The organism is uncultured Phascolarctobacterium sp., assembly GCF_934190775.1.
In the GTDB taxonomy this organism is placed as follows: domain Bacteria; phylum Bacillota; class Negativicutes; order Acidaminococcales; family Acidaminococcaceae; genus Phascolarctobacterium_A.
In genome coordinates, this window is the sequence record NZ_CAKPTG010000034.1 from 1 (window position 1) to 3,911 (window position 3,911).

4 protein-coding genes are annotated in these 3,911 nt (G+C 47.0%); all 4 read right to left on the reverse strand.

Going from position 1 to position 3,911, the window contains the following annotated elements:
* Nucleotides 1-152: 152 nt before the first annotated feature.
* On the reverse strand, nt 153-803 hold the full coding sequence (locus tag Q0G26_RS11385; protein ID WP_293830725.1) for an exonuclease domain-containing protein: 651 nt from the start codon (nt 801-803) through the stop codon (nt 153-155).
* A gap of 36 nt (nt 804-839) precedes the next feature.
* Nucleotides 840-1,970, reverse strand: coding sequence for an SEC-C metal-binding domain-containing protein (locus tag Q0G26_RS11390; RefSeq protein WP_293830727.1), 1,131 nt, complete (start codon nt 1,968-1,970; stop codon nt 840-842).
* Between the two features lie 121 nt (nt 1,971-2,091).
* Entirely contained in the window at nt 2,092-3,282 is a 1,191-nt protein-coding gene (locus tag Q0G26_RS11395) for an MFS transporter (protein ID WP_293830729.1), read from the reverse strand.
* Between the two features lie 212 nt (nt 3,283-3,494).
* The gene (locus Q0G26_RS11400) at nt 3,495-3,689 is read right to left on the reverse strand and encodes a hypothetical protein (protein WP_293830730.1); all 195 of its coding nucleotides are present in this window, start codon (nt 3,687-3,689) and stop codon (nt 3,495-3,497) included.
* Nucleotides 3,690-3,911 lie beyond the last annotated feature (222 nt).

Here is a 3,911-nt window from a genome sequence, read left to right on the forward strand (position 1 = left end):
TTTAAGTTGTAAAGAGTAATTTTACAGATTTCAGGGTGCTAAATTATTAAAAACCCCAAAACTTGACAAAGAACCAGATAAACAGCATGTAAAGCAAAAAAGCTATCAGCGGGCAAAGCCCGGTGATAGCTTTTTTAGTGCGCTTTAGAATTTTACCATCTTCTGTAACTGTTATGGTGCTTGGCGCGTTCTGCCTGACGGGCAGCGCGCTCCGCTTCGTAAACCTCGCGGGCAGCGAAGAAATCCTCCAGCTTCCAGCCGCGGTTAAACATTTCAATCAGCAGCTTGCCGGTGTTGTTGGCATCGTCAAAGGCGGTGTGCCACAGTCCTTCTGTGTTAACCTCCTGCTCCTCGGTAGCCTTTTTCAGACCGGTGGTGTAGTCATCACCCTTCCACAGGCGGTAGGCCAGCGCCAGATCAAGATAGTCCTCGTATTTTACGGGGTTTTCGATTTTATGACGCTCGCAGCCTGTCTGCAGTACCTTGTAATCCTCAGTTCCCCAGGCTACAAAGTAGGTTTCGTCGCTTTCGTACAGCTTTGCCAGCTCCTGTACCATAGCAGGGAATTCAATGGCCTGCTGCATATCCTTGGCGGTAATCATGCAAAAATCCATAGAATCCTTGGCCTGCTTGGGATAAAAATGCGGTTTGACAAAGCTCTGGATGCGTCCGCAGTCAGCGAGCGGTTCGCCGTCCAGCTTTACTGCACCGATTTCGATAATCTCGGAAAAGAAGCCGCGCGGACGGCCGACAGGGCGTTCGTAGGTAGTAAATTCAAAATCAACGACTAAAAATTTCTTCATTGCAATCCCTTCTTACGCTAAAGTAAAGCTTGCTGCTTAGTGTTTTTTACCGCAGCATTTTTTATACTTTTTGCCGCTGCCGCAGGGACAGGGGTCATTAGGATAAACCTTTTTCGCCTTGGCACCTACGCGGGTGTTTTGTTGAGCAGCCTGCTGTGCATCGCGCAGCAGCTTGATAGTCTCGTTAGGAGTGTGGCCGCCGAGGCAGAACATACGGGTAGCACTGTTGCGGGCGTTCTGCAGCAGTACGGAAAGTCTGCCGAGATGGCTGTAATTGTTCCATGCGGGGATGTTAGCCTGCAGCTTCTGAATCAGCTCAGAGGTATTACCGTCGGTGTTGGAGTTTTCGAATTCATAGATGTATTGGCACCAGTAATGTGCATCCAATGCCGCAACATTCAGTTCCTGAGTGAAGAAGTCATGCAGATCCTGATATGCGGTGGTAGATTGCAGATAGCCGTAGTGGGAAAGCATGGTGATTTCCTTTACGGTAGGCTTATACAGGCCGAAGGGCTTTCTGCCTTGCTCCAGTCTGGTGTAGAAATCATCGCTGTCATTTTTCTTGAGCAGGATGCGGCCATCTTTAATCGCACAGGGGTTAAAGTTGTTCGGAACCTCGGCAAGTAATTGCGGCAGAGTTTCCGGAGTAAGCTCAAAGCCTGCTTTTTGATTGTACATTTCGCAGAAAAATTCTACCGGCAGAATCAGATGCAGGCTGGACATTGCGGTGATGCAGTCCAACAGCCATGCTAACTGCTGGCGGTGTGCCTGGAATTCTGCGGTGTTGATTTTTTTGTAAACGGTGCGTGCTTCCTTTACTGCTTCAAAGCAGTCATCGGGATAGGAAACAATGTAGCCCATAGAAATAAAGGGCAGCAGCAGTGCATATTCACTGTAGGTAGGATGGAAGCATTTCTTCTCCAAGGCTGCTTCGAAGGCCTGGATATTCTCGTCCGGCATAATAGCAAAGCGTTTTGCTGCAATTTCCGGCTTTTGCATTTCTGTGCAGATTTTTTCTGCCAGCTCGTCCTTTTTGAGCTTGCTGTAGGTGATGCAGAGCTGACGCGCTGCAAAAATCAATTTATCCTTAGTGAAGGCTTTTAAGTAATCCAGCAATACAGGCTTACGGGATGGTTGATTCTTAGTTTTGGTTGTACTTGCAGACATATTGATAGAAAATCTCCTTCTTTGTAATCTTACGTATCTCTTAATTATAAATAAAAACAGGAAATATAGCAAGTGAGGAAATTTAATATACAGTTTATTATACGCTTTTCGGCGGTTAATTTTATTTTTCAGCCTCAGCTTGCTGGCGTCGCATAGCAGGAATCAGGAAAAAAGCACAGTAAATAAAGGAAAGCAGCACGATAGCGCCACCGCCGAGACCGATATAAGCGATGGAAGCATGCGTACAGATGAGTCCGCCCAGATAGCTGCCACTGCCGATACCCAGATTATAAATGCCGGAGTAAATCGACATAGCTACGGCGGAGGTGCTCATGGTAGTTGTGCGTAAAAGCTCTGCCTGGCCTACAACGTTGAAGGCCGTAACGAAAATGCCCCAGACTGCGCAGAGCAGCACCAACAGATAATGGCTGATGCTTATGGGGTAGAGCAGCAGCAAAACAACTGCTACGCCAAGGACGGTGATGCGGAAAAAGTGATAGCGGCATTTATCGTACCATTTGGAAAAGGCGGCACTGCCCAAAAGACCGGCAGCACCGAAAATAACCAGAGTGATGGTTATCCAGGCATCATCCATCAGCGCAATCTGTTTCAGATAAGGCTCAATATAGCTGTAGGCGGTGTAATAGCCTGTGGGGAGCAAAAAGGACATCATATAGAGGCCGATGAGCACGGGATTCTTTAACATTACAGGCAATTGCGAAAGCGTAAAAGGCTCGCTTTTTTCCAGCTTGGGGAAGACGAAGAACATATAGCCTAGCACAATAAAGGCTAAAACGGCGATACACATAAAGGCCATACGCCAGCCGACGTAAAGGCCTATAATGCGTCCTAAGGGCAGGCCGACGATGATGGCGATGGCGGTGCCGGTGACAATCATGCTCATAGCCAGTGCCTTGAAGGAACCTTTGACCAGACGCACGGCGATAGGCGAGGCGACGGACCAGAAAATGGAGTGGGCGAAGGCTACGCCGATACGCGAAAGCAATAGCGTCCAAAAGCCGGTGGCAAAGGCGGAGGCTACATGCGATACAGCGAAGAGGCTGATGGTGGCCAGCAAAAGCTTGCGCAGCGGATAGCGGGAAGCGGCAATCATCAGCGGCAGGCTCATGAGCATTACGACGTAGGCATAAATGGTAATCAGCATGCCGGCCTGCGCTTCCGTCATGCGGAAATCTGCGGCGATATCGGATAAAAGGCCTATGGGCATGAATTCCGATGTATTAAAAATAAAGGCGGAAACGGTCATGCCGATTAACGGCAGCCATTCGCGGGTAGTGATTTTGTTTTCCATATATATAAAGCACCTGACTTTCATTTTATAAAATTGCGCTGATTATTATAGCACAGCGTATTTGTGTGCTACAAGCAAAAAAATTGTAAATTATTTGTTGCGGGATCTTGCGGAGATTTTCTTTGAAAAGGGCTGTCGTTAAGGAGCAAAAAAAGTAAAGGCGTTCTACTTAAGTACGGTAGAACGCCTTGGATTATAATATTAATTTTAGTTTATGATTGCTGCTCTTCTTTTAAAGCTTCAACTTGTTCAATCGGGAGAGAAGTAGCCTTAGCGATATCCTGTACAGAAAGTCCCATGCTGAAAAGACGCTGTGCAGTTGCGAGTTTTTCATTTGCTTTGCCTTTGGCAATACCAACAGCTTCGCCTTCACGCCGTTCGTCTAACAAACGAGCTTCCATAAGCATATATTCTCGCCTCACTTTTTTAATCTTTATCCGATACAAGCATATCTTCCTTTAGCTTTTCCACATCAGCGAGAGACAAATTTGTCAGCTCCGCAATAACCTGCAGAGAATAGCATCCCTTGGCCAGCATACGCTTGGCAGTAGCAGTAAACTGTACCCTTTGTCAAGGACAAATTAAGAAGAAGGGATTGTGATTTTCTAGCCAGCAGATGGCTATATCAT